Source organism: Joostella sp. CR20 (genome assembly GCF_038433465.1).
GTDB lineage: Bacteria > Bacteroidota > Bacteroidia > Flavobacteriales > Flavobacteriaceae > Galbibacter.
Genome location: NZ_JAESVF010000001.1, coordinates 317,918 through 341,894, shown reverse-complemented (window position 1 = coordinate 341,894; position 23,977 = coordinate 317,918). Strand labels below are relative to the sequence as shown.

The window sequence follows — 23,977 nt, the reverse complement described above, 5'->3', positions numbered from 1 at the left end:
CAATTATTTTTTAAATGCGTCTTTAAAGAAATAACCAATGAATGCGATATTTTATTTTACTTACCATCCTGCTATGTTTTCAGTTTTCTTTTGCTCAAGAAACCGATAGTATTCCTCGAAAAAAATTAGTTATCAAGAGAATTCAAGACGCGCCTAAAATAGATGGTGTTTTAGATGAAGTTATATGGGACGATGCTCCAGTAGCAACCGATTTTGTAGAACGTGAACCCAACAACGGTACACCCATTCCCGATAGTTTACGCACAGAAGTTAAAATTGTATACGATGACCTTGGAATTTATTTTGGCGCCACCATGAACGACCCTAATACAAGTAAAATTGCCAAAGAACTTACCGAGCGCGATGATATAGGAAACGACGATTTCTTTTTTATTTTACTGAACGGCTACAACGACCATCAACAAAGTTTTGAGTTTATTGTAACGGCAGCGGGTGTGCAATGGGATGCCAAACTAACCAACGGTAATGAAGATTCTTCGTGGGATGGTGTTTGGTATAGCAACGTTAAAATAAATGAAGAGAATTGGACTGCAGAGATATTTATTCCGTATTCTCAACTTCGCTTCCCTGAAAAAGATATTCAAACTTGGGGACTCAATATGGAGCGTGAATTCCGCCGTGAGCGACGTCGTTTTAGTTGGAATCATGTTGATAACAGCAAAGGTTCGTTTTCAATTTACGATGGTGAAATTCATAACATTCAGCATATAGATGCGCCTTTACGCCTTTCGTTTCAGCCGTATGTGTCTTCGTATGTTTCTTCTTTCGACGGTACTTCGGAAGTTAGTTTTAACGGAGGAATGGATTTAAAATATGGAATTACCGATGCGTTTACTTTGGATATGATTTTGATTCCCGATTTCGGACAAACAAAATTTGATGAACGTGTGCTTAATCTTTCAGCTTTTGAAGTGCAATATGCAGAGCAAAGACAGTTTTTTACTGAAGGAACAGAATTATTCAGTAAAGGGAATCTGTTTTATTCTCGTCGTGTTGGAAGCGCTCCCACTGGAGATGTTACTGTTGAAGCGAATGAAGAACTTACCTACTATCCGCAGACAGTAGATTTAATCAATGCAATGAAAATTTCTGGTCGTACCCGACGGGGCTTGGGGATAGGGTTTTTTAACGCAATAACAGAGCGTACATACGCCGAAATTAAAAATACCGAAACCAACGAAACTCGAAAGGAATTGGTAGAGCCTTTAGCCAACTACAATGTGTTTGTTTTGGACCAGCGTTTTGGCGAGAATTCATCTATTTCTTTAGTCAACACCAACACAACCCGAGAGGGCGACTTTAGAGATGCAAACGCAACAGGACTTTACCTCGACGTTACCAATAAAAAAAATACACTAAAATATTGGACAAGTGGCGAAGGAAGCTGGGTGATGCAAAGCGATTCTACCAAGTTTGGTGTTGAAGGGAGTGCAGGGATTTCTAAAATTTCTGGAAAACACAGAATGTCTGGAGAAGTTAATTTTAGAACCAAAGACTACGATATTAACGACTTGGGCTATTCAAGCACTACCAATTACATAAATTACTACGGATATTACGGTTATCGTTATTTGAAGCCCAAAGGAGGGTTAAATAATATGTATCTAAACTTCAATGTGAATCTAACACGTCGATTGGACCCTGGGTTGTATTCTGAATTCAACTTTAACTTCAATTCGAGTTTTACTACCAAAAAGTTTATAGGCTTTGGTGGAGGTTTCGAAATGACTCCCTTCGGAAAAAACGATATTTACGAACCGCGTGAAGAAGGACGCTATGTAAAAGTGCCAAGTTATTACGATGGCTGGGTGTGGTTCGATACCGATTACCGCAAGAAGTTTGCGATAAACGTTTTGTACGATTGGTATGTGTATAGTGAAAAGTGGCGCGAAGATGTTATAATCGATATAAGTCCGAGGTACCGTTTTTCAGATAAATGGAAGCTCTATTATACTACCAATTTTATTTTTAATAATGAAGATAGAGGCTATGTTGACCGTGTGAATGATGACATTATCTTCGGACAAAGAGACCGAAAAACATACATCAACGCATTAGAATCTCAGTATATTTTTACAAACAAGGCGGCATTAAACCTTTCTTTTCGTCACTATTATTCTGAAGTGAGTTACGACCAATATTTTTCATTAGAAAACAACGGAGATTTAACTGAAAATAATTCGTACACCGTTAATAACGATGCTACGTTTAACAGTTGGAATATCGATGTGCGTTTCTCGTGGTGGTTCGCTCCAGGAAGTCAGCTTACGCTACTGTACCGAAATGCAATAGATAGCTATGAAGAGAAATCTATTAGAAATATCAACGAAAATTTCGACACGCTTTTTTCGCAACCACAACTGCACAGTCTTTCGTTACGCATCAGTTATTTTCTTGATTACAACAGAGCGAAAAATTGGTTTGGGAATAATAAATCGAAAGAAATGCACACATCTATGTACAACAAACAAAAATACGGGAAGTATTTATAAAAGGTGCAAAGTTGCAGAGTATCAGAGTCGCAAAGTTTTTAAGATATAAAATTAGGTTTGATTATTTTTTGAGAACTTCGACAACGGTTACGTATAAGAATAGTTGCGGGTTTGCGTACGAGGATTTTCCGCAGGAAAATCAGATGTAGTAAACTTGCAGCACCCTTTGATTAAGCCCAAAATTTAGCAATTATTTTTATACATCTTTGTTAGACATTCGTATTTTCATTTTCAAAATTTCCGTATCCGAACCAAGCTTTTTCTCTATCTAACGGTATTTCATTTCCAAATCCAAGTTCCTTTCGTACTAAATTTCGATAACTGTTTAGAAGGTCAGTTGGTGGTAATTCTTCCTCCTTTGGTACATTTTGTCCAAACATAATCTTTGAAAACAATTCCAATATTTCTGTAGTTTCACAAGTTAAAATAAGACTGCTATGACATTTTCTAGCCTCTTCTGTTGTTGCGTGTTGAATTTTAATTTTTTGTCCTTCATTGGGAATCAACAAATGTGATAAATGGGCATCCATAAGAGTTAGAGATTTTAGTATTGCATCATATTTTAATTGACGTTTTTGCTTTTCAACATCCTGTTGATTTTGAACTTCAGCTTTTACGTCTTCAATTTTTCGAGTAATATTTGCAATATCTTGCTTTGTAGCATAATTTTCACCCTTATTTTTTAAATATTGAAATAAAAAAACAGTTACCAATGAAAGTATAACAGATAGTAAAAGAAATACCCAATAGTTTTCAAATTTACTGTCGATTACATTTTCAATTATTTTTTTAATTTCTTCTGGATTCATAGTGTTTAGTTTATATGAAGCCTAACATTAAAATAAAATCCCCTTTCCTTAATTCTCTTCCGAAGCAGGAACATTAGGTCGTGGCGTAATATTTCCGGCTGCACCAGCTTCTTTTTGGTTTAGTAGTAATTGACGGATGTGCTTTGCAAGTGTAAAATTTGGAGCAATTAAAATAGCTTCATCAATTTTAGTGACAGCCGCATCTATATTGTTTTTATCTTCATTGTACTTAAGAAGTCCTTCTTGGTATTTAAACGCAGCTTTTAAAGGAACTTGGTAAGGTGGATTCGACTCATAAAACGGCAACATATCTTCATCCGAAGTATTTTCTAGTCCGTATTTTATATACGTTGTTGCTTCTACTGTTTTTCCAATTTGGAGGTTAAGGTCTGCTAAATCGTAAGCCACATAAATGTCTGGTTTTCTCCCAAACATAATATCAAATTGTTGTACTGCCAATTGCGGTTGATTAAGCGCTTTTAAAGAACGTGCTTTAACTTCCACAGCCAAATCAGAAGCTTTACTGTCTTTTTCAGTCCCTAATAAATTGATTGCTTGTACATGCTGCCCAGAATTACTGTAAAAAAATCCTAAGGTGTCTTTACGTGCTTCAGAAGGTTCTAAAACATTTAAATGTGTTAGTGCATTGATAACGCCTCTTACATCGCCCTGCTTTTTCATTTGTAAATAATAGGCTTCAAAATGCTTTGTAAGTGCGGTTTTATTTGATTGCGAAAATCCAGCGATGGATGTCAAAAGTAACAGTAAAATTACACCTTGTTTCATAGTAGTAATGCGATTTGTGTATAACAAACTTAATATTGTCAAAGCTATTAAAATTATTCAAAAAAGATATTAATTCTATGCTAAAGCTACGCAGTTGTTCTTTTTTAAACAATTTCAGTTGAAAATGAAAAAAAGCGCATCGTTTGATAAACAATGCGCTTTCATAAACTAATCTAAACTAACTTAAAAACCTAACCTAACTTTTATGTAAAATGTATTTCTTTTTCTTTTACATGGTAAAATTACAACATGCCAAGGGTAAAAATATTCTTTTCAAGTAGGTTTAACCTATATTTAACTAGGAAATAGTCTATGTGTTAAGGATTTTAAGAGATGTATGTTTTTGAGGTTTTATTCTGATTTAAAACTTCAGTGTTATACATTAAAAAAAACTATCAATATTCTAAATTCGGAAACTTAAACTGATGCACTAATTGTTCTTCAACAAACGAAGAAGTAATAGTTTTTCCTTTGCTTTCAGCAGTATTTGAAAACGTAGGAGGTTTAATATTCAGTTTTTTTGCTTCGGAAGTATAAAAGTCTTTTCGTGTAGGATGCATTGGTGCGCAAGCGTTAAAAGTAACGCCCCAAAAGTCTTTTTCTATCACCGAATTGATGATTTCAACACAGTCATCTAAATGAATAAGATTAACCGCGGCATTAGGATTGGCAATGTTTTCTTTCCCAGAAAGTGATTTTACAGGATGCCTGTCGTTGCCATAAAGTCCTGCAAAACGTATCACCGTAGTTTTAAAGTGCGCATTGCTTTGTAGCAATTGTTCCGAAGCCAAAATTTGCTTTCCACTTTCGGTGGTTGGGCAAGTAGGCGTATCGTCGTTTACAATTGTATTTTTGTTGTTGTAAACAGATGTACTGCTAGCAAAAATTACTTTTTTAATGTTGGCTTGTTCAATTTTTTCTGAAAGCGTTTTTATTTTCGAAATGTAATTAGCTTCTGAGTTTTTCCTGATTCTCGGCGGAATGTTGAGAATAAGCACATCTACATCTTGTAAAAAATAACTAATGTTTCCTTCTACATGATGCTTGTGTACCGCTATTAAAAACGGATTTATTTTTTGGTGCGCAATATCCAATATTTTATCTACCGAAGTCGTAGCGCCATTTACTTGATAGCCACGTTCCACAAACGATTTTGCCAACGGAAATCCAAGCCATCCGCAACCAAGTACTGCAATTTTTTTAGGCATTATAGTTCGATTGTTTTTTTAGTCATTATAGCATCGTTTAAAACAAAAGGCATGGGGATTGCATTCGCTGGTCTCGGCGGAATGCTAAACAAAGGATGCTCCAACAAATTATTCGATGCTTCATAAATTGTTAAAACAGGTTTTTCGTTAGCATAAAATACTAAATTTATTTCAGAATAACTGTTGTTACTTATATAATGTGTTAAAAGTCGGTTGCCACGCCTTTTTAAGTACTCTTCAGAGAGGGGAACTCCGTTAATACTACAAGCTAAAAATTCGATATTTTTGGTGGTGATTTCCATTCGATTTACTGCTCGTTGCGGATTGATACATAAAGTTACGTAGCGTTTGTTGTTGGCAATCGAGTCGTGTGTTATTTCGGTAATTGGACTTGAGATTTCCTTGAAAGGAGCTTTTGTTACATGAGTAAACCCAGAGCTGTATTTGCTACTGAGTTTTATATTTTCTTCGGAAGAATTCTCGTCAGTGATATATTGCGAAATCCAATTGTCTAATTCATGGTTGTAGGTTGCCCATTGCGCTGTTTTAGTGTCATTATCCAAAAGATAAACCAAACTTGTAGGATGCGGTCGCTCGTTGTTATATTCCGACTGAAAATGTGCTGAAACAAAAAACAATACGGCAAGTACGAAACTCGCGTAGGCGTAACTTTTTTTGTTTTTATAGAGCCCGATTACAGGAAGTAATAATCCAAATAACAAGACCGAAATAAGGCAAGGAGCAATTAACATTTTGAGTCCGAGACCAACGGGCAACATTTGTATTAACGGCGCTAAAATCCATAAGGCAGGAATACATAAAATGATGAAAACTAAAAGCGGACGAGTTTGCTTCTTCTGAAAAATATAAATCCCCAAAGCGCCAAGCGCTCCATAAACAGGGATGATAAAAAAGCTAGCACCTTGCAGATAGAAAGCGATGCCAACACAAATAATTAACCAAATACAAATTGGAGCAATCATTAAGTTTTGCACGGCAATTTTTGCTGATTTAGAATAAATATAAAAGCAAATTGAAAAGCACAATGCTGTAAAACAAGCAATATATAAATGTCCGTTATAGGTAAATCCTTGTAAAATATCTCGATAATGCGGATAGAAATATTTTAAGACTGTCCATCCGAAATAACCTATAATTCCGCAAAGTATCAACGAAAGTAAAAAGTATCCGAAGCCTTTAAAAATTGCTGTTACTGAAAGTTTTTTCTGCTGAAAACCAAAAAAGATTAATACTATGAAAATAGCAACTGCTACAATAAGCATCGGGAAAATCCACTGAAAAGGATAGTACACAAAGTTAAATACAGGAACGTCAAAATACACATAATCGGTATCAGATGTTAGTGTGTTTAAATCGTAATCACTATAAAAATTTAGTAGCGGAACCAAGTACGAAATTTGATGCTGAAGTGTGTTAGCATCGACATTTTCATACGAATCATTTTCGGTGTGATAATCAAAATGGTCGTCGATAAAAGCAAAATTAAAACCATTTACATCGACTTTTTCTCTAAAAATAGTCAAATCGGTGTCGTTAGGAAGCATTTTATAAATACTATATGCCAACGAATTTGCTACAGGAAACATTGGGTTTGCTTCCGCAAAAGACTCAATCATATTTTTGTTGCCACCATTAGTTTCAATAAGCATATAACTTGGGCCTCCGCTTCCGCGGGCTTCAAAGTTTAAAACAAGTCCGACTTCTTTAGCAAGTTGGTGTTTTTCAACAAATAGTTGAGCGCCATTTAATCCTAATTCTTCGGCGTCTGTAAATAAAATAATGATGTCGTTTTTCGGGGTTTTCTTTTCAGCTAAAAAAGAACGAATCCCTTCAAGAATTACCGCCACTCCAACGGCATCATCACTTGCGCCTTTAGACGAATGCGGGCTACTATCATAATGCGCCATTAAAACCAAGGCTTTTCCAGGCTCACTACCCTTAATTTTGGTTATAATATTTTCGGCATAACTCACATTTCCCCAATCTCCTGTGGTGTATCCTTCTTGTATTTCGGTTGAAAGCTTCAGTTGTTGTAACTCATTAACGATGTAATTTTTAACTTCTTCGTGAGCTGTTGTCCCGACAAAATGAGGTTTTTCTGAAATCTTCTTAATGTGTTCGAGCGTTCTTTCCGTAGAAAAAGAAGCGTTTGTAATATCGGTTTGTGGTACTAAATCGTAAAATCGCCAAGTGGTAATGGCTACCAAAACCAAAAATGAGAGTATGTAAGGGAATTTTTTCAAAAGCGTTGTGTTAGTCTTATAAATATACGTATTAGAAATTAATGCGCTACTTCCATTTTCTTCTGAAATTAATATAATATTAAAAATTAACAATAAGATTAAGAATAATATATTTTATGTCGTTATTATTAATTATATTTATAATTCACACCAACCAAGAAAATTAAAAAATTATGGGAATAAAAAGTTTTCAAGGAGCCAGAGAAGAGCAGAAAAAGCAATTTAATGCGCCTATTTTAGTAGAAGATTACATGAGTAAAAACTTGGTGATTTTTAAGCCAGAGCAGTCTATTTTGGAAGTGATGGAACTTTTTATAAAACACCGAATTTCTGGAGGACCTGTTTGTAATGATGCTGGACATTTGGTGGGAATTATTTCTGAGGCCGATTGTATGAAACAAATTTCTGAAAGTCGCTATTTTAATATGCCGATTTTAGAAAAAAATGTTGAAAATTTTATGACTACGGAAGTGGATACCATTCCGCATGACATGAATATTTTTGATGCAGCTTCTCGTTTTTATGAAGGTCACCGACGCCGATTACCTGTTTTAGACCACGGAAAATTGGTTGGGCAAATAAGTCGCAAAGATATTGTTGTTGCTGCTTTAAAGCTGAATAGCCATAATTATTAATAAGAAGAAATTACATTTTAAATTCTACTCCCTTTTTACGAGCATATAAAAATCGTTGTCGAGTGGGAGGTAACCTTGGTCGTATAAAAAGTAATAGGTACTTCCTTTTTGAGTGGTATATGTATTGGTGAAATATTCAAAATCAAAACCTTTATTTAAAAGTTTTGACTTGGTAGTTTTTGTCTTTCCTTCGGGGTTTAAACTTTCCAAAATTCTGTAATTCTTCCGTAGACGATTATTGATATTTCTAATTAGATTTTTACTGTCTTTATTAAGCTTGTTGTTGTATGCGTTACGGCAGTAATCTCCGCAGAATTTTTTATCGGCTCGCCCAATTAGTTTTTCACCACATTCCAAACAAAGCTTTTCCATAACACAAATAACAACTTATTTTCTTTAAAGTTACTACTTTTTTCTCACTTCGTATAAGTCGGTTCTTCGGTCTTTTAAAATGCGAACGCTTCCGTGTTCGTGTAATTCTTTTAGTAAATCGATATTCACATCTACCAAAAGTGTCATTTCTGTATTTGGTGTAGCTTCGGCTTTTATTCCATTGTTCGGAAAAGCAAAGTCTGAAGGTGTAAGTACAGCCGCTTGCGCATATTGAATGTCCATGTTGTTTACCTTCGGAAGGTTTCCAACGCAACCAGCAATAGCTACGTAACATTCGTTTTCAATTGCACGTGCTTGCGAGCAACTTTTCACACGGGTATAACCGTTTTGAGTATCGGTTAAAAAGGGCACAAAAAGAATTTGCATACCTTGGTCGGCAAGTAGCCTGCTGAGTTCTGGAAACTCCACATCGTAGCAAATAATAATCCCGATTTTTCCGCAGTCGGTGTCAAAAGTTTTAATAACGTCGCCACCTTTCATTCCCCAATGCGCCACTTCGTTTGGTGTGATATGAATTTTGGTGTACATCTCTGAAGTTCCATCGCGTTTGCATAAAAATCCAGAATTGTAAAGGTTGCCGTCAATAATATGCGGCATGCTTCCGGTGATGATATTTATGTTGTACGAAATAGCAAATTCTTGAAACTTTTGATGGATAGGTTCGGTATATTTTGCCAATTCTCGTATGGCGTCTGCTTCGTTTAAGTGATTGTAATCGGCCATTAGTGGCGCGGTAAACAATTCTGGAAACAGGGCAAAATCGCTTTCGTAACCAGAAACGGCATCGATAAAAAATTCAGCTTGCTCAAATAAAGCATCTAAGTTTTTTAGTGGTCGCATTTGCCATTGGATGAGCCCCAAACGAACAACCGATTTTTCCGCATTGAGTAGCTTCGGACTTTTATCGTAATAAATATTGTTCCACTCCATCAACACTGCATAATCCAACGAATGTTTGTCGCCTTCCAAATAGTTTTTCATTATCTTTTTTACGTGGAAATCGTTGCTCAGCTGAAATGCCAAAACAGGGTCGAAAAGCTCTTTCATACGTACTTTTTCGATGTATTGCTTAGGCGAAATTTCATCGGCGTATTTGCTGTAATTCGGAATTCGTCCAGCAAACATAATAGCTTTTAAATTGAGTTGCTCGGCAAGCTCTTTTCGTTTGTCGTAAAGTCTCCTTCCAAGACGGAGTCCACGATATTTTGGGTGGATAAACACATCAATTCCATACATAATATTCCCTTTGGCATTGTGTGTAGAAAAGGTGTAATTCCCTGTAATTTCTTCATACGTATGGTTGTCGTCAATATCTTTTTCATCTAAAATTAAAGAAAGAGCACAGCCCACTACTTTATCATCAACAAGTACCACAAGTTGTCCCTGCGGAAATAGAGAAAGTAACTTTTTAATTTCGTGTTCTTTCCACGGTGCATCTTCAATACCGCTATAGGCTTCAATCATAGACGAACGAAGCTCTAAATAATCATTCATTTGAAGATTTCTTAATTCTATTTTGCTGATGGTTTCCATACGATAGCTTTTTTATTATTCATTTACAAACGGTTACAAATACTTACAATCGAAATTAAACGAAAGTAACTAAGTAAGAACCGAGTAAACCGCTCAACCAACTACATCTTTGCAATGTTGATTTGAGTGTATCGAATTTACAATTAAAAATAATATGAATCTTTTAAATCTTTTAATTATGAATACTTTAAGAAACCACGTACAGTTGATTGGAAATTTAGGAAACGATCCAGAAGTAATTACTTTAGACAGCGGAAGAAAATTGGCAAAATTCTCGATTGCTACAAACGAATCATACAAAGATCAAAGCGGAAATGTAGTTAAAGATACGCAATGGCACTCGGTTATTGCATGGGGAAAAACTGCTGAAATTGTAGAGAATTATTTGACTAAAGGAAAAGAAGTAGCCGTGCAAGGCAAATTAGTTTCTAGGTCTTATCAAGATAAAGAAGGCGTAAAACGATATGTTACAGAAGTAAATTGTAATGAAGTTTTAATGTTGGGAAGTAAATAGACTTCCTATACAAAACGAAAAGCGTAGTGAAAATCACTACGCTTTTTTTATGTGGTATGCTTAAATACTAAGCAGCTTTTTCTTTTAATAAATCAAAACATGGGCATTTTTTACAGCGTTTTGATTCACTTTTCTGATATTTATTACAGCATTTTGATTTTAAACCCTTTACTTTGAGTTCTTTAACTTTTTTGCTTTTCTTCTCTTTATCTTTTTTCTTTTTGCCCAACGAATCGTATCGATTGATTACCGAAAGCAAATATATCTATTTAAACTTAATCTAAATAAAATTTAACATTTTTCAAAAGAATTATTCTAAAGGAGTCGATCCAGAACTTGTAACTGTAAGTTGTTGAATGTCTCTATCGAATAAATACAATCCTCCTTTGTCGTCTCCGATAAGGTTGATTTTATCTAAAATAGTTCGTGCAACTGCTTCTTCTTCAATTTGTTCAGCAACATACCATTGTAAGAAATTGTGAGTTGCATAATCTTTTTCTTCCAAAGTAATATGTACTAGGTTGTTGATACTTTCAGAAACAAAAACTTCGTGTTCGAATAGCATTTCAAACATTTCTTTAAAGCTTTCAAAAGTAACATTTGGTTCTTTTAATGCAGATATTTTTGCATGTCCGCCACGCTCATTAATAAACTTAACGAGTTTTAGCATGTGTTCGCGCTCTTCATCCGATTGATCGTACATAAATTGAGCAACTCCTTCCAAACCTTTTACTTCTGCCCAACATGCCATTGCTAGGTATATTTGAGAAGACTCAGCTTCTACTCTAACTTGTTTATTTAGTGCTTCTTCAATTTTTTTTGATAACATAATCTCTATGTATTTATTTTTTAAGTGTCTGTGTTAAGACGTAAATTTTGATTAAAATTAATGAAATTATCTTTCACTTTAGAAGTGATAGTTATCAAGAATTCTAATTTATAAATAGTCTATCTTAATGAAAGTAAGCTAAATGCGTTATTAAAAACGCATTACAACTCCAAATTGACCAGGACCGATACTTAAATCCCAACTTACATCTTTTTGTTTTTGGTTGTACTTCTCTTCGTATTTACTGTCGAGAAACTTATCGATAGCTTCCACCGTTGCAATACTCAATGCAATACCTACACCAACATCGGTAAGCCAATGCGCTCCAGCCCATAATCTAGAAACTCCAGGGATTAAACCAACGGCATAAATACCTCCTTTTACCCACGGATTTTTAAATTGTTTGGCAATAGCATAGGCATTGGTAAACGCTAAAATGGCATGACCAGAAGGGAATGAATGGTAGTCTTTATCACTAGTAAAGGGATAAAAAGTGTTTTTGTCGTCGCCACTTCTTGGGCGTGCTCTACCAAAAGCATATTTGCTCATTTGCTGAAGTAATCCTGCAGCAGAAGCCGATGAAATTAATAAAACTCCTGTTCGTCTTAACTTTTCGTTTTTCAAGCCAAGTCCAGTTAAATAGACGGCTGCCGTGAGCATGTAGTTGTTTTGCGGACTTCCGTAGTACCAACCATAATCTTTTATAAAATCTGGAATATCATCACTTTGTTCTACAAAATATTCACTTGTTTGATCGTCAAAAATGTATAAAATTGAGGTTGTCGCTGCAACGCCTCCGAATTCCATCCATTGCTTTTTCTCCCAATGAAACGGACGCGCATACGAAAACAAAATCCCTTTAAACATATTGCCTGTATCGTATTTAAGCATTTGCCAACGGGTAGCATCTTTCGATAAAAAATTGGTGTCTTGTCCTTGTAAAAAAGAAATACATCCGAAGCAAAAAAGCGTCGTAGCAAAGACTATATTTTTTAAGTGGGAAGTTCTAAATTTCATAGAAAAAATATTAAATAATTTACACCGAACAAACTCATTTTATCCTAACAAACATACAAAGAATTCAGCTAAAAAATACGTAGCTTATTTTGATGCTTATAGTATTTATTCTTTTATGCTGAATTAAAAATTCATAGCAAGCTGAATACGTTTTCGAGGAAAATCTATTTCAATGACTTTTACTTTTACATGTTGCTGAAGCGTAACCACTTCGTTTACGTTGGTCACAAAACCATCGGTTAATCTTGAAATATGTACGAGTCCACTTTCTTTTATTCCAATATCCACAAAACAACCAAAGTTGGTAATGTTGTTTACAATACCAGGTAAAATTTGCCCTTCTCGTAAATCGTTAATCGTTTTTACATTGGGGTCAAATTCAAACATTTTTGCTTTTTCTCTTGGGTCGATTCCGGGTTTTTCTAATTCAGAAGCGATATCGGTAAGTGTTGGCAATCCAATTTTGTCGGTTAGATATTTTTCTAACGGAATATTTTTTATAAGTGCTTTATTGCCAACCAATTCTTCAATTTGCACTTTCATATCCGAAGCCATTTTCTTTACTATTGAATAACTTTCTGGATGCACAGCAGAATCATCTAGCGGGTTTTTAGCATTTTTTATCCGAAGAAAACCTGCACTTTGTTCAAAAGCTTTTCCACCTAAACGCGGTACTTTTTTGATATCTTCTCTTGAAGTAAAGGCGCCATTTTCATTCCGATAAGTAACAATATTTTCTGCCAGTTTTTCTCCAATTCCTGAAACATAACTCAGCAACGATGGACTTGCAGTATTAATATTTACACCAACTTTATTTACGCAACTTTCGACTACTCGGTCGAGTGCTTCTTTTAATTTTGTTTGGTCGACATCGTGTTGGTATTGCCCAACACCAATAGATTTAGCTTCGATTTTTACCAATTCGGCTAAAGGGTCAGAAAGGCGACGACCGATAGAGACAGCGCCGCGCACCGTAACATCATAGTTTGGAAATTCGTCTCTTGCAATTTTTGATGCTGAATAAATTGATGCTCCAGCTTCACTTACTACAAAAACTTCAACTTCGCGATCAAATCGAATACGCTTGATGAGTGTTTCCGTTTCACGAGATGCAGTTCCGTTTCCAATAGCAATCGCCTCAATTTTATAAGCATTTACCAATGTGCTAATCTTCTTGATGGCTTGTGTGGCTTCTTTTCGAGGCTCATGCGGATAAATAGTTTCGTTATGCAACAGAGCGCATTGTTGGTCTAGGCATACAATTTTGCAACCAGTACGAAAGCCTGGGTCGATTGCCAAAATCGTTTTTTCTCCCAATGGCGGACTCAAAAGTAGTTGTTGTAAATTCTTCGCAAAAACAGAAATGGCAGTGTTGTCTGCATTTTCTTTAGCATTGTTCAACGCTTCATTCGAAAGCGCTGGCGCCAAGAGTCTTTTAAATGCATCTTTTACTGCTAGCGTTATTTGTGTAGCGCACTCGTTATTAGATTTTATCATTTTATTTTCGATATAATCTAATGCGCGCTGTTCGTCAATGGAAATTTTTATTTTGATGAAGCCTTCATTTTCAGCTCTCAATATAGCGAGTAATCGGTGCGACGGACAACGTTTTAAAGGTTCGTTCCAATCGAAATAATCACTGAATTTTTGAGCAGCTTCTTCTTCCGCTTTAGTTTTTACAACTTTGGTGCTTATTTCGGCGAAGCGTTCAAATTGGTTTCTAAGACTGTTTCTTAGGTCGATACGCTCATTAATCCATTCAGCAATAATATGTCGAGCACCTTCAAGCGCTTGGTTTTCATCAGTAATGGTATCTGAAAGATATTTTGTAGCAATAGATTCAAAATTGGTGGCATTTTGTGCCATGATGATTTTTGCCAAAGGTTCGAGTCCGTTTTCCCGTGCGGTATCTGCTTTGGTTTTTCTTGACTTTTTATACGGAAGATATAAATCCTCTAAAACAATTAACGAATCGGCAGTTTCGATTTTCTGTTTTAAATCGTCGGAAAGCACTCCTTGTTCTTCTAGCGATTTTAAAATACTCTCTTTGCGTTTTACTAGCGCTTCAAAGTCTTTTTTATACGTTACAATTTCGCCAATTTGTACTTCGTCTAAATTCCCAGTGGCCTCTTTTCGATAACGAGCAATAAACGGAATTGTACAGTCTTGATTAATTAATTGAACTGTGTTTTCGATGCTTTTTGAAGCAATCGAAGTATGTTGAGCAATGTATTGAATTAATGTTTGCATAATTGTTGGAGAACTACCTCAAAGGTTTTTTAAAACCTGTGAGGTATTATTCTAAAAAATATTTTTTATTTGATTCCAAGAAATCATATTTAACTTTATGTGCAACAATAAAGTTTTGTAACGAATCAAATATATTCAAAGTATATGTTTTTGTAAGATTCGAGTCTTTATTTTCTACATACGATTGAAATGAAGAGTGTGGATAAGTTATAAAATCATTGCAAAAACCATGATGTTTTGGATTTGTATGAATGTAAAGTACCAAGTTTTTGAAGTAAGTTTCACTTTCAATTTTAATTCTCGCATACTTTCTTCGGAATAAACTTCCTGTTCTTTTATAAGATTTATTGATGGCTTTAGCATACGCATTGAACAAGTTTGAAAATGCCTGAGAAATTTTTTTGGACTCTAAACCTTCTTTAGTTTTTACAATAAAATGAAAATGATTTTTCAATAGGCAATAGCAATGAATTTCCCCAATGGGTAGTATATGCTTGTAGGTAAGCATCATGAAATACGTATAATTTCTATCTTCAATAAAGATGTTTTCCCTGTTGTTCCCTTGGTTGAAAATATGATAATAATAACCAGCTGCTATAGGCTCGTGTTTCATGATAGTCGAAATTTGACTTATCAATTTAAGAAAATTTTCGATATAACTTCCCGAAGTTTCCTGATACCCCAAAGGTTTCAAAAACCTTTGGGGTATTGTTCCGAAGGATTTGAAAATCTTTTGGAAGTAATGGAATATTTAGTTGATGGTTTTTCCGTTTGGAATAGCAGCTTCATCTGGATTTAAAAACACCAATTTCCCTTCTTTGTTTTCAGTCATTAAAATCATACCTTGACTTTCAACACCTCTTAGTTTACGAGGAGCGAGGTTTACCAAAACACTTACCTGTTTTCCAATGATTTCTTCAGGAGTAAAGCTTTTTGCAATTCCAGAAACAATGGTTCTCACGTCCAGTCCTGTATCTACTTTTAACACCAAAAGTTTATCAGCTTTTGGCATTTTTTCAGCTTCCAAAATTGTTCCTACTCTAATGTCGAGTTTTGAGAAATCGTCAAAAGTAATTGTCTCTTTTTGTGGTTCCACTGCAGTATTGGCAGCGGCAAGTTCAGCTTGATTTGCTTTTTTGGTTGCTTCCAATTTATCTAATTGCTTTTGAATGTCTTCGTCTTCAACTTTTGTAAAGAGTAAACTCGCTTTTTCAACAGTGTGTCCTGCCGGTAATAACTCATCTTTTTGTGATACATCTTCCCAATTTAATGTTGAAGACAGTGTGTCAAATGCAAGCATTTTTTTAAGGCTTGTAGCGGTAAATGGTAAAAACGGTTCGCTTAAAACAGCCAAACCTGCAGCAATTTGTAATGCTACATACATAATGGTTTGCACACGAGTTTCATCTTCTTTAATTACTTTCCAAGGTTCTTCATCGGCTAGGTATTTGTTTCCTAATCGAGCAACATTCATGAGTTCTTGCGAAGCTTCTCTAAAGCGATATTTCTCTACGGATGAAGCTATAATTTCTGGATATTTCTTTAATTCGGCTAAAGTTTGTTTGTCGATAGCTGAAAACTCATTTGGTTGCGGAATACTTCCGTTGTAATATTTATGCGTAAGCACAATAACACGATTGATAAAGTTTCCGAAGATTGCTACCAATTCGTTATTGTTTCTCGCTTGGAAATCTTTCCACGTAAAATCGTTGTCTTTTGTTTCTGGTGCGTTTGCCGTTAAGGTGTAACGTAAAACATCTTGTTTCTCTGGAAAATCTTCCAAATATTCGTGTAACCAAACAGCCCAGTTTTTGGAAGTAGAAAGTTTTTGTCCTTCTAGATTTAAAAACTCGTTTGCAGGAACGTTTTCTGGCAAAATATAATCGCCATGCGCTTGCAACATCGCAGGGAAAATGATACAGTGAAAAACAATGTTATCTTTTCCGATAAAATGAATTAATCTTGAATCTTTCCAATAAGGCTCCCAATCTTTACCTTCTCTTTCTGCCCATTCTTTGGTAGACGATATATATCCAATTGGCGCATCAAACCAAACGTACAGCACTTTCCCTTCGGCTCCTTCAACAGGAACAGGAATTCCCCAATCCAAATCGCGGGTTACAGCACGAGGTTTTAGTCCTTCGTCCACCCAACTTTTTACTTGTCCGTAAACATTAGGTTTCCAATCTTTTTTATGACCTTCAATAATCCATTCTTTTAAAAATGCATCGTATTGGTCGAGTGGTAAAAACCAGTGTTTTGTTTCTTTTAAAACTGGCACAGCACCAGTAATTGTCGATTTCGGATTGATTAAATCGGTTGCATTTAACGAGCTTCCACAGTTTTCACATTGGTCTCCGTAAGCCCCATCGTGATTACATTTTGGGCATGTACCTACAACAAATCTATCGGCTAAAAATTGTTGTGCTTCACCATCGTAAAGTTGCTCTGTAACTTCTTCAATAAATTTTCCGTCTTCGTAAAGTTTCTTGAAAAAATCAGATGCAGTTTGATGATGAATTGGCGCTGAAGTTCGTGAGTAATTATCAAATGAAATTCCGAAGTCAGCAAACGATTCTTTAATAATTCCGTTGTATTTATCGATAATTTCTTGCGGAGAAACACCTTCCTTTTTTGCCTTCATCGGGATGGCAACACCGTGTTCGTCACTTCCGCAGATAAAAGCAACATCTTTTCCTTTTAATCGCAAATAACGCGCGTAAATATCAGCAGGAACATACACCCCCGCTAAATGCCCAATGTGAATAGGACCGTTGGTGTATGGCAAAGCTGCCGTTATTGTAAATCTGTTTTTATTTTGGGGTGTATCGTTGTATTTCTGTGACATTCTCAAATTTTATTCCCTCATTGAGGGCATGATATTACTACTTTTAGCGTTGAGATAAATTGATTTTTTCTCATTTTATACTTTTAGAAGAAGTTCTAAAGGTATTTTAATTTGTCACAAAAATAATGATTTTCAGTAGAGAATTACCTAATAAATCACCCAGATTCTACACTCAATTTTAATTGTTATCTTATATACGTTTTAAAACCCACAATTATGGCTACACATAACGATTTTGGGAAGGAAGCCGAAGCACAAGCGGTTTCTTTTCTGCGGAAGAAAAATTATGTGATACACGAGCAGAATTACCGTTACAATTTTGCTGAGGTCGATATTATTGCTGAAGTTGACAATATGTTGGTTTGTGTGGAAGTGAAGGCTCGAACATCTAACTTTTTTGGTGACCCGCAGAGTTTTGTGAGTTCAAAAAAGATTAAATTGATGGTAAAAGCAATGGATTACTATATCACACAACATGAAATTGAAAAAGAACTTCGGTTTGATATTATTGCCGTTTTAAAGCAGAATAATAAGATTTCGATTACGCATTTTGAAGATGCTTTTTATCATTTCTGAAAGAAGTTTCTTAGTTAACCGATATTATCAAAATATAGGGTCTACATTCTCTCAATTGTTAAAATTTAAATTATTTTTTCATCTGAATCCATTGTTATCATTGGGTTCTTTCAATAAAAACAAATTGTTACAAATAAAACATTTAGTTTAATTTTTTGTTTTTAAGGAAAACTTCATTTAAATTTACCCCCGTAAAACCAAACCAAACCACAAAAATGAAAACAATATCATCCATCGTAGAAAACTACATCAAATCAAAACCGTTTTTACAGAGCGCCTTGGCACAAGGAATCATAAACCTTACTTCGTTGTCGAGAAATATAAAACCAGAAATTGAAGAACAATTAGGGAAAGATGTTAGAAACGGAGCGATTGTAATGGCGCTAAAAAGACTTTCATCGGAATTAGAATTTAGAGCGACACACCGAATTTTAAAAGTGCTTAAAAATATTGGTGAAATCACGGTACGTTCTTCCTTAACCGATTATACTTTTTTAGTTTCGGATACTATTTTGAACAATCAAGCGCGATTGTTGCAAGAAATAAACGATAATAAAGATGTGTTTTATACTTCATCTAGAGGAGTAAACGAAACCAATATTGTGGTGAGTAACTCGATGAATGAAGTGGTAGAGTCTATTTTTAAAAGCGAAAAGCTTACCCAAAAAATAGATAAGCTTTCGTCTATTAGTGTAAAACTTCCAGAGGAAAATGTTGTAATTCCTGGAATTTATTACTTTATCTTCCAACGTTTGGCTTGGGAAGGAATTATCCTTCACGAAGTTATTTCAACAACCAACGAGTTTACTATTATTGTTGGTGAAGACCAAATTGATATTGCTTTTAAAGTTATTAAAGATTTAAAAGCGCTCTAAACCTTATTTAATAGCTTCAAGTGCTGTTTCCAACGCTTCTAAATTTTCTGGTTTAGCGACAATTGTTTTGTTACTATCCAAAATAAAATAGGTTGGCGTTGCAACAATATTGTAGGTTCTAGCAGTTTTGTTTTCCCATTTTCCAGCACCGTAAACATGCGTGTACGTTGGAAATTGAGTGATGGTTTGTTCCCATGGCGAATCTTCGTCTTCCAAACCAAAAGCTACTACTTGAAGCTGTTTGTTGGGATGCGCTTCTAAGAATTTCTTAACCTGCGGAAGTTCTTTTAAACAATGCGAACAAGTGCTACTCCAGAAAATAAGTAAATAATGTTGAGCATCATTTAAATCGTAAAGCGTTTTACTATCGGTTACCGAAAAGTTTGGCGCTTTAGCACCCACGGCGGTTTGTGAATAGGTTTTTATATCGGTAATTAGTTTGGTGTCGCCAGTTTTTTCGGCTAGTGAGAGCAAATAATTATCTGCAATAAAATTGGCAATTTCTAAGTTTTCTGCGGAAGAAGTATCGTACCAAAGTCGCTCCATAATCGATTTTTGTACTTTATAGTTTCCGCTTGCTTTTTCGGCAACAGTTTTGATGTTCTCTTTATACTGCTCATTGTTTTCTGAAAAACGCAAAACGTAAATTCTTGAAGCATTTGTTAAGTAGTCCGAATGTTGAAGTACGGTATCGTTAAAATCGATATTTTTGAAAAATTCGGTTTTTTCTAAAGCTAAAAATTCATCTACAGAAAGTTGTTCGCTTGGGTTGGGAATTCTTCCCGTTTTTATAAAATGATTGGCAATCATTCCTTCGCTTTCTGTTTCATAGTAGTCTTGAACATTTCCAATTGTTTTGAAAACATTAAAGTAGGTTGATTTTTTTACATTAGGTCCAAAAGTAGCGTTGAGCATTTCCTTAGCCTCATTGATATGCGCGTTATACTCTTGGAGCATCAAATTTTCTTCCGAAGAAATATAACTCACTCCATCATTTGCATCGTATTTAAATGTGACGTCTTCTTTTCCGTTGTAGATGAAATCAAAATAAAACTCGTCCTGCGGAATACCGAAAACCAATCGATACATCCCTGGCGCTAAATTATTTTCCAAAGCTATGCTAGCATTCCCATCAGAAGCAATTGAACTATACGAAATATAGGTTGGGTAATTTGGAGTTACTTGATACAGAAATACTTTGCTGAACATATCGCTCGGTGAAAAAGTACCAGAAATTTGGTTTTGAGCAATCGAAAGCAACGGAATTAAAAAAGCGAGTATAAATAATTTCTTCATGTTCGTATTAATTTTTTTACAAATTAAACAATTATCGCGCCAAATTTACATTTTATAGCGATTTTAATTCGCATCAATTTTATTGGCTTCTACAAACGGTTTTAAGGTGTTTAATGCCTTGTTAATCGATTTTATATTTTCAAAAGAAATGAGCAATCGCAAACCATTCCGCGTTTGTTTTTCTTTGATTTTTCCAATTGTTGGATGCATTTGGATATACATTAAAACATTTCTAAAGCGGTTGCTTTGGTAAAAACTACTCTGCTGATCGGATACAAAATAACCAACCATTTTCCCTTGTTTTAAAATGATGCGCTCCAGACCAAGTTGTGTTGCTATCCATTTAATTCGTACACTATTGATGAGGTCGTTTGCTTCTTCTGGGAGTTCTCCAAAACGGTCTTCGAGACGTTGTTGATAGGCTATCAAATCGTCTTCAGTTTTTAAAGTACTCAACTCGTTGTACAAGTTTAAACGCTCGGTAATAGCATTGATATAATCGTCTGGGAATAACAATTGAAAATCGGTATCGATTTGAGTTTCCTTTACAAATACTTTGTTTTCCTCTTTTGGAGTTTCGTATAAATCGGCAAACTCATTTTCCTTGAGTTCTTCGATTGCTTCTTGCAAGATTTTTTGGTAAGTATCAAAGCCAATTTCATTCATAAATCCGCTTTGCTCTCCTCCAAGAATATCTCCAGCACCACGTATTTCAAGGTCTTTCATTGCAATATTGAAACCGCTTCCGAGTTCTGTAAATTGTTCCAAAGCTTGGATACGTTTTCGAGCATCGTCAGTCATTGCCGAGTATGGCGGTGTGATAAAATAACAAAAGGCTTTTTTATTGCTTCGCCCAACACGGCCACGCATTTGGTGTAAATCTGAAAGTCCGAAATTGTTGGCATTGTTGATAAAAATGGTGTTCGCATTTGGAACGTCCAATCCGCTTTCGATAATAGAAGTTGCTACCAAAACATCAAAATCGCCACGCATAAAACTCAACATTAATTGTTCAAGTTTCTTTCCGTCCATTTGTCCATGGCCAATTCCAATTTTAGCATCAGGAACCAAGCGTTGTACCATGCCAGCAACTTCTTTGATATTTTCAATTCTGTTGTGAATAAAAAATACTTGTCCGCCACGTTGAATTTCATAAGAAACCGCATCACGAATTACTTCCTCGTTTAATTGAATAACATTACTTTCAATGGGGTAGCGGTTTGGCGGAGGAGTAGTTATTACAGAAAGGTCGCGCGCAGCCATCAAACTAAATTGCAACGTTCGAGGAATTGGCGTTGCGGTTAGCGTAAGCACATCTACATTTTCTTTGATGGTTTTCAGCTTGTCTTTTACGGCAACTCCAAACTTTTGTTCTTCATCTACAATAAGAAGTCCGAGGTCTTTAAATTTTACATTTTTATTGACTAACTGATGCGTACCTATAATAATATCAACTTTTCCTTCAGCAAGTTTTTCTAGGGTTTCTTTTTTCTCTTTTGCAGTTCGGAAACGGTTTAAATAATCAACTGTTACAGGCATATCGGCAAGTCGCTCACTAAATGTTTTATGATGCTGAAAAGCCAAAATAGTAGTAGGCACCAAAACCGCAACTTGCTTCCCGTTGTCTACCGCTTTAAAAGCCGCTCGAATAGCAACTTCGGTTTTTCCGAAACCAACATCTCCGCACACAAGTCGGTCCATTGGTTGCTCGCTTTCCATGTCGCGTTTTACATCTTCGGTCGCTTTGCTTTGGTCTGGCGTGTCTTCATAAATAAAAGAAGCTTCCAACTCATTTTGTAAATAGCTATCTGGGCCGTACTGAAATCCTTTTTCGGTTTTACGTTTGGCGTATAATTTAATTAGGTTAAAAGCAATTTCTTTAACCTTCGTTTTGGTTTTCTTTTTGAGGTTTTTCCAAGCGGCAGAACCTAATTTATAAATCTTCGGAGTTTTTCCGTCTTTACCGTTGTACTTGGTAATTTTATGTAGCGAATGAATACTTACATACAAAATATCGCGTTCGCCATAAATAAGTTTAATGGCTTCTTGCAGTTTGCCTTCAACTTGAATTTTTTGCAAGCCTCCAAAAGTTCCAATTCCGTGGTCGATATGTGTAACATAATCGCCAATTTCTAGGTTGGTTAACTCTTTTAGAGTAATAGCTTGCTTTTTAGAATAGCCATTTTTTAGCTGAAACTTATGGTAACGATCAAAAATTTGATGATCGGTATAGCAAACCATTTTATACTCGTTGTCGATAAACCCTTGATGCATCGAAAAAACAACCGTTTCGTAGTGTACTTCGGTATCGACATCGTTAAAAATATCGTGAAAACGTTTGGCTTGTTGCTCGCTCACACAAAAAATTAAGTTGGTATAACCTTTTGCGTGATTTTCATTTAAATCGGCAATAAGTAAATCGAATTGCTTGTTAAATGAAGGTTGAGGTGCAGTTTGAAAAGTTATAGTTTCGTAAGCAGTAGCACTCGACTTTGGCGTGTTTAAAACAATTGAAATATATGTTTTAAGCTGATTTTTTAACAGTTCGGCGTCGCAAAACAGTTCTTTTGGTGGCGCGTGTTTTATGTCTTTTGAAAGGTTGTTAAAAGCTTCTTCTGCTTTGCTGAAAAGTCCGTCTATACGAGAAAATAAAAGTTCTTCATTTTTAATACAAACAACTGTTTTAGCTGAAATATACTTTAAAAAACTCTCGCGTTCTTCTTCTAAAAATTTGTTTTCAACATTTGGAATGATGTTGATTTTTTTCAGTTTTTCGGTAGAAAGTTGTGTTTCAACATCGAAAGTTCGAATGCTGTCTACTTCATCTCCAAAAAATTCAATTCTGTAAGGTTTGTCATTCGAAAAAGAAAAAACATCTACAATCCCACCTCGCACCGAAAATTCTCCAGGTTCTGTAACAAAATCGACTCTTTTGAATTTGTATTCAAAGAGTGTTTCGTTTATAAAATCGATAGAAAGTCTGTCGTTTAAATTAATTTTAAGAGTGCTTCGCTCCAACTCTTTTTTAGTGACGACTTTTTCAAATAGCGCTTCAGGATATGTAACGATAATAGCAGGCTTTTTACGCGAGTTGATGCGGTTTAAAACCTCGGCTCTGAGTAAAATATTTGCATTGTCGGTTTCTTCAATTTGATAAGGCCGGCGATAGCTTCCTGGGTAAAAAAGCACATCTTTTTCTCCAACGAGTTGTTCTAAATCGTTTAGATGATAAGCAGCTTCTTCTTTATCGTTTAAAATAACCAAAAAAGGTAGTTCGGCATCCTTAAATGCATTGGCTAACACCAATGATAAAGATGTACCTACAAGGCCTTTTAAATGAATATTATTTTGAGAATTGGCAATAGCACTCCCTAATTTCTGTTGCTGCAGAGATTCTTTGTACGTAGTTATAACTTGACCTAAGCCAGTAGACGTGGTAATGTTGCTCACTGAAACTTATTTTGTTCCACTTGGTGGATTTGTATTTATTGAGACTCTAAACGAGTGGTACAAAGATAATTGAAATGAATGTATATTAGAAAGGCTAAGAAAATTTATTCATGTCAATGTTTATCTTATTTAATTTTTAAATTCTAATCTAAAAAGATAGTGTTAAGACTATTTTAAATGA

The 23,977-nt window shown here is 35.2% G+C and carries 18 protein-coding genes; 5 read left to right on the top strand and 13 right to left on the bottom strand.

Features of this window, described 5'->3' with window-relative positions; translation table 11 throughout:
- Window positions 1-41 precede the first annotated feature (41 nt).
- Complete coding sequence (locus tag JMA43_RS01525; protein ID WP_342154233.1) at window positions 42-2,513, top strand: DUF5916 domain-containing protein; 2,472 nt, start codon at window positions 42-44, stop codon at window positions 2,511-2,513.
- Window positions 2,514-2,722: 209 nt separating this feature from the next.
- Here JMA43_RS01525 and JMA43_RS01520 read toward each other — a convergent pair whose 3' ends face one another.
- The 4 genes from JMA43_RS01520 to JMA43_RS01505 all read right to left on the bottom strand — a co-directional run bounded on the left by JMA43_RS01520 (window position 2,723) and on the right by JMA43_RS01505 (window position 7,580).
- Window positions 2,723-3,322, bottom strand: a complete 600-nt coding sequence (locus tag JMA43_RS01520; protein ID WP_342154231.1) for a hypothetical protein — start codon at window positions 3,320-3,322, stop codon at window positions 2,723-2,725.
- Window positions 3,323-3,370: 48 nt separating this feature from the next.
- Window positions 3,371-4,108, bottom strand: a complete 738-nt coding sequence (locus JMA43_RS01515) for a hypothetical protein (RefSeq protein WP_342154229.1) — start codon at window positions 4,106-4,108, stop codon at window positions 3,371-3,373.
- A gap of 395 nt (window positions 4,109-4,503) precedes the next feature.
- Complete coding sequence (locus tag JMA43_RS01510; protein ID WP_342154227.1) at window positions 4,504-5,316, bottom strand: SDR family oxidoreductase; 813 nt, start codon at window positions 5,314-5,316, stop codon at window positions 4,504-4,506.
- The gene (locus JMA43_RS01505; RefSeq protein WP_342154225.1) at window positions 5,316-7,580 is read right to left on the bottom strand and encodes a M20/M25/M40 family metallo-hydrolase; all 2,265 of its coding nucleotides are present in this window, start codon (window positions 7,578-7,580) and stop codon (window positions 5,316-5,318) included. The genes JMA43_RS01510 and JMA43_RS01505 overlap by 1 nt, the downstream gene beginning before the upstream one ends.
- Before the next feature lie 173 nt (window positions 7,581-7,753).
- Here JMA43_RS01505 and JMA43_RS01500 point away from each other — a divergent pair, with 173 nt between their 5' ends.
- The gene (locus JMA43_RS01500; protein WP_342154223.1) at window positions 7,754-8,215 is read left to right on the top strand and encodes a CBS domain-containing protein; all 462 of its coding nucleotides are present in this window, start codon (window positions 7,754-7,756) and stop codon (window positions 8,213-8,215) included.
- A 24-nt stretch (window positions 8,216-8,239) separates the two neighbouring features.
- Here the strand turns inward: JMA43_RS01500 and JMA43_RS01495 are convergent, their stop codons facing one another.
- The gene (locus JMA43_RS01495; RefSeq protein ID WP_342154221.1) at window positions 8,240-8,587 is read right to left on the bottom strand and encodes a hypothetical protein; all 348 of its coding nucleotides are present in this window, start codon (window positions 8,585-8,587) and stop codon (window positions 8,240-8,242) included.
- Between the two features lie 33 nt (window positions 8,588-8,620).
- Window positions 8,621-10,141 carry a bifunctional GNAT family N-acetyltransferase/carbon-nitrogen hydrolase family protein gene (locus JMA43_RS01490; protein ID WP_342154219.1) on the bottom strand — a complete coding sequence of 507 codons (1,521 nt, stop codon included), beginning with the start codon at window positions 10,139-10,141 and terminating at the stop codon, window positions 8,621-8,623.
- A gap of 178 nt (window positions 10,142-10,319) precedes the next feature.
- On the opposite strand from JMA43_RS01490, the gene JMA43_RS01485 reads away from it, so the two are divergent.
- Window positions 10,320-10,655, top strand: a complete 336-nt coding sequence (locus JMA43_RS01485; protein WP_342154217.1) for a single-stranded DNA-binding protein — start codon at window positions 10,320-10,322, stop codon at window positions 10,653-10,655.
- 310 nt (window positions 10,656-10,965) lie between these two features.
- Here the strand turns inward: JMA43_RS01485 and JMA43_RS01480 are convergent, their stop codons facing one another.
- The 5 genes from JMA43_RS01480 to metG form a co-directional block, all read right to left on the bottom strand.
- Window positions 10,966-11,484, bottom strand: a complete 519-nt coding sequence (locus JMA43_RS01480) for a ferritin (protein ID WP_342154215.1) — start codon at window positions 11,482-11,484, stop codon at window positions 10,966-10,968.
- A 150-nt stretch (window positions 11,485-11,634) separates the two neighbouring features.
- Window positions 11,635-12,501, bottom strand: coding sequence for a phosphatase PAP2 family protein (locus JMA43_RS01475; RefSeq protein WP_342154214.1), 867 nt, complete (start codon window positions 12,499-12,501; stop codon window positions 11,635-11,637).
- Between the two features lie 123 nt (window positions 12,502-12,624).
- The gene (locus tag JMA43_RS01470) at window positions 12,625-14,751 is read right to left on the bottom strand and encodes a Tex family protein (protein ID WP_342154212.1); all 2,127 of its coding nucleotides are present in this window, start codon (window positions 14,749-14,751) and stop codon (window positions 12,625-12,627) included.
- Between the two features lie 46 nt (window positions 14,752-14,797).
- Window positions 14,798-15,364 carry a transposase gene (locus JMA43_RS01465; protein WP_342154210.1) on the bottom strand — a complete coding sequence of 189 codons (567 nt, stop codon included), beginning with the start codon at window positions 15,362-15,364 and terminating at the stop codon, window positions 14,798-14,800.
- Between the two features lie 138 nt (window positions 15,365-15,502).
- Window positions 15,503-17,599, bottom strand: coding sequence for a methionine--tRNA ligase (metG, locus tag JMA43_RS01460; protein WP_342154208.1), 2,097 nt, complete (start codon window positions 17,597-17,599; stop codon window positions 15,503-15,505).
- A gap of 216 nt (window positions 17,600-17,815) precedes the next feature.
- Between metG and JMA43_RS01455 the strand changes: the two genes are divergently transcribed.
- Together JMA43_RS01455 and JMA43_RS01450 are read left to right on the top strand one after the other, a co-directional pair.
- The gene (locus JMA43_RS01455; RefSeq protein ID WP_342154206.1) at window positions 17,816-18,175 is read left to right on the top strand and encodes a YraN family protein; all 360 of its coding nucleotides are present in this window, start codon (window positions 17,816-17,818) and stop codon (window positions 18,173-18,175) included.
- Between the two features lie 215 nt (window positions 18,176-18,390).
- Window positions 18,391-19,050 (top strand): aspartate kinase, encoded by a 660-nt coding sequence (locus tag JMA43_RS01450; RefSeq protein WP_342154204.1) that lies wholly within the window; start codon window positions 18,391-18,393, stop codon window positions 19,048-19,050.
- Window positions 19,051-19,053: 3 nt separating this feature from the next.
- Here the strand turns inward: JMA43_RS01450 and JMA43_RS01445 are convergent, their stop codons facing one another.
- On the bottom strand, window positions 19,054-20,346 hold the full coding sequence (locus JMA43_RS01445) for a TlpA family protein disulfide reductase (protein WP_342154202.1): 1,293 nt from the start codon (window positions 20,344-20,346) through the stop codon (window positions 19,054-19,056).
- Window positions 20,347-20,409: 63 nt separating this feature from the next.
- Complete coding sequence (gene mfd / locus JMA43_RS01440) at window positions 20,410-23,796, bottom strand: transcription-repair coupling factor (RefSeq protein WP_342154200.1); 3,387 nt, start codon at window positions 23,794-23,796, stop codon at window positions 20,410-20,412.
- Window positions 23,797-23,977: the final 181 nt, after the last annotated feature.

Bases quoted from the DNA above. Each gene is read 5' to 3' on its own strand.
- JMA43_RS01525 (WP_342154233.1), top strand. From the start codon at position 42: ATGCGATATTTTATTTTACTTACCATCCTGCTATGTTTTCAGTTTTCT.
- JMA43_RS01520 (WP_342154231.1), bottom strand. From the start codon at position 3,322: ATGAATCCAGAAGAAATTAAAAAAATAATTGAAAATGTAATCGACAGT.
- JMA43_RS01515 (WP_342154229.1), bottom strand. From the start codon at position 4,108: ATGAAACAAGGTGTAATTTTACTGTTACTTTTGACATCCATCGCTGGA.
- JMA43_RS01510 (WP_342154227.1), bottom strand. From the start codon at position 5,316: ATGCCTAAAAAAATTGCAGTACTTGGTTGCGGATGGCTTGGATTTCCG.
- JMA43_RS01500 (WP_342154223.1), top strand. From the start codon at position 7,754: ATGGGAATAAAAAGTTTTCAAGGAGCCAGAGAAGAGCAGAAAAAGCAA.
- JMA43_RS01495 (WP_342154221.1), bottom strand. From the start codon at position 8,587: ATGGAAAAGCTTTGTTTGGAATGTGGTGAAAAACTAATTGGGCGAGCC.
- JMA43_RS01490 (WP_342154219.1), bottom strand. From the start codon at position 10,141: ATGGAAACCATCAGCAAAATAGAATTAAGAAATCTTCAAATGAATGAT.
- JMA43_RS01485 (WP_342154217.1), top strand. From the start codon at position 10,320: ATGAATACTTTAAGAAACCACGTACAGTTGATTGGAAATTTAGGAAAC.
- JMA43_RS01480 (WP_342154215.1), bottom strand. From the start codon at position 11,484: ATGTTATCAAAAAAAATTGAAGAAGCACTAAATAAACAAGTTAGAGTA.
- JMA43_RS01475 (WP_342154214.1), bottom strand. From the start codon at position 12,501: ATGAAATTTAGAACTTCCCACTTAAAAAATATAGTCTTTGCTACGACG.
- JMA43_RS01470 (WP_342154212.1), bottom strand. From the start codon at position 14,751: ATGCAAACATTAATTCAATACATTGCTCAACATACTTCGATTGCTTCA.
- JMA43_RS01465 (WP_342154210.1), bottom strand. From the start codon at position 15,364: ATGAAACACGAGCCTATAGCAGCTGGTTATTATTATCATATTTTCAAC.
- metG (WP_342154208.1), bottom strand. From the start codon at position 17,599: ATGTCACAGAAATACAACGATACACCCCAAAATAAAAACAGATTTACA.
- JMA43_RS01455 (WP_342154206.1), top strand. From the start codon at position 17,816: ATGGCTACACATAACGATTTTGGGAAGGAAGCCGAAGCACAAGCGGTT.
- JMA43_RS01450 (WP_342154204.1), top strand. From the start codon at position 18,391: ATGAAAACAATATCATCCATCGTAGAAAACTACATCAAATCAAAACCG.
- JMA43_RS01445 (WP_342154202.1), bottom strand. From the start codon at position 20,346: ATGAAGAAATTATTTATACTCGCTTTTTTAATTCCGTTGCTTTCGATT.